1 protein-coding gene is annotated in these 1,617 nt (G+C 63.2%); it reads right to left on the bottom strand.

Features of this window, described 5'->3' with window-relative positions; genetic code table 11:
- Position 1: 1 nt before the first annotated feature.
- The gene (gene glmM / locus AC0L15_RS33125) at positions 2-1,354 is read right to left on the bottom strand and encodes a phosphoglucosamine mutase (RefSeq protein ID WP_473498398.1); all 1,353 of its coding nucleotides are present in this window, start codon (positions 1,352-1,354) and stop codon (positions 2-4) included.
- Between the last annotated feature and the right edge of the window lie 263 nt (positions 1,355-1,617).

Raw genomic sequence — 1,617 nt, 5'->3', positions numbered from 1 at the left:
TCTAGGCAGCGGTCTTGATCTCGGCCATGACGCCGACGATGTCGTTCACCACCGTCTCGACCAGCTTCTGGTCGTCGCTCTCGGCCATAACCCGAATCAGGGGCTCGGTGCCGGAAGGCCGGATCACTAGGCGGCCGGACTTGCCGAGCCGGTTGCGGGCATCCTCGATCGCGGCCTTGACGGGTGCTGTCTCCAGGGGCTCGCCGCCGGAAAAGCGCACATTCTTCATGAGCTGCGGCACCGGCTCGAACTTTTTGCAGATCTCGCTGACCGGCTTGTTCTGGCGCTTGATGCAGGCCAGCACCTGCAGCGCCGAGACCAGCCCGTCGCCGGTGGTGGAGAAATCAGACAGCACGATATGGCCGGACTGCTCGCCGCCGACATTCAGCCCATGCGCGCGCATGTGCTCGACCACGTATCGGTCGCCGACCTGGGTTCGGTGAAGTTGCAGGCCGGCTTCACCGAGGAAGCGTTCGAGGCCAAGATTGGACATGACGGTGGCGACGACGCCCCCGCCTGCCAGGCGGCCGCTCTGATGCCAGGATTCGGCGATCAGCGCCATGATCTGGTCGCCGTCGACGACAGCGCCGTTCTCGTCGACGATGACCACGCGGTCGGCGTCGCCATCGAGCGCTATGCCGATGTCGGCGCGCACTTCATGAACCTTCTTGGAAAGGCCCACCGGGTGCGTCGAACCGCATTCCTCGTTGATGTTGAAGCCGTTCGGCTCGTTGTTGATGGTGATGACCTCGGCGCCGAGTTCCCAAAGCGCTGCCGGCGCCACCTTGTAGGCGGCGCCGTTGGCGCAATCGACCACGATGCGCAGGCCCGCCAGCGACATGGACCGCGGCAGAGTGCGCTTGGCGAATTCGATGTAGCGGTCGTGCACGCCGTCCACGCGCTTGGCGCGCCCGAGCCCATCCGCGTCGGCCAGCGAAATGTCGACATCCTGGTCGAGCAGCGCCTCGATGCGCATCTCGATCTCGTCCGACAGCTTGTAGCCGTCGGGGCCGAACAGCTTGATGCCGTTATCGTAATAGGGGTTGTGCGAGGCCGAGATCATCACGCCGATATCGGCGCGCAGCGACCGCGCCAGCATGGCGACCGCCGGCGTCGGAATCGGCCCCAGCAGGAACACATCCATGCCGGCGGCACAGAAGCCCGCGACCAGCGCGTTCTCGATCATATAGCCCGACAGCCGCGTATCCTTGCCGAGCACGACGCGATGGCGATGGTGGCCGCGCTGGAACGACAGGCCGGCAGCCATGCCGACCTTCATCGCAACCTCGGCGGTCATCGGAAATTTGTTGGCCCCTCCCCGGATCCCGTCCGTTCCGAAATATCGTCTCGTCATCTTACTCGACGTGCCCATATATGATTCACCCAAGTGTCGCCTCGTGGACATTCCCACAGGCAGCCAGTGTCCGAGTGACTGGCCGCTTGCCACTCCGCATCTTCTTTGCAGAATACCATGATTGTCAGGACGAAAGGTGTCCTTAGCTCACAATCTGGGGTGAGGACAAGAGCTGTACAAAATCTTGCGCTAAGCCCGAACGGATCGTGAAACTCATGCGGCTCGCCGGGTTGGGGTCGGTAGCCTAAGGGTTCGAAAGCCTT

The organism is Mesorhizobium sp. WSM4846, assembly GCF_055811415.1.
This window is presented reverse-complemented; position numbering and strand designations above follow the sequence as displayed.

Coding starts and splice junctions, on each gene's coding strand:
- glmM (WP_473498398.1), bottom strand. CDS start 1,354: ATGACGAGACGATATTTCGGAACGGACGGGATCCGGGGAGGGGCCAAC.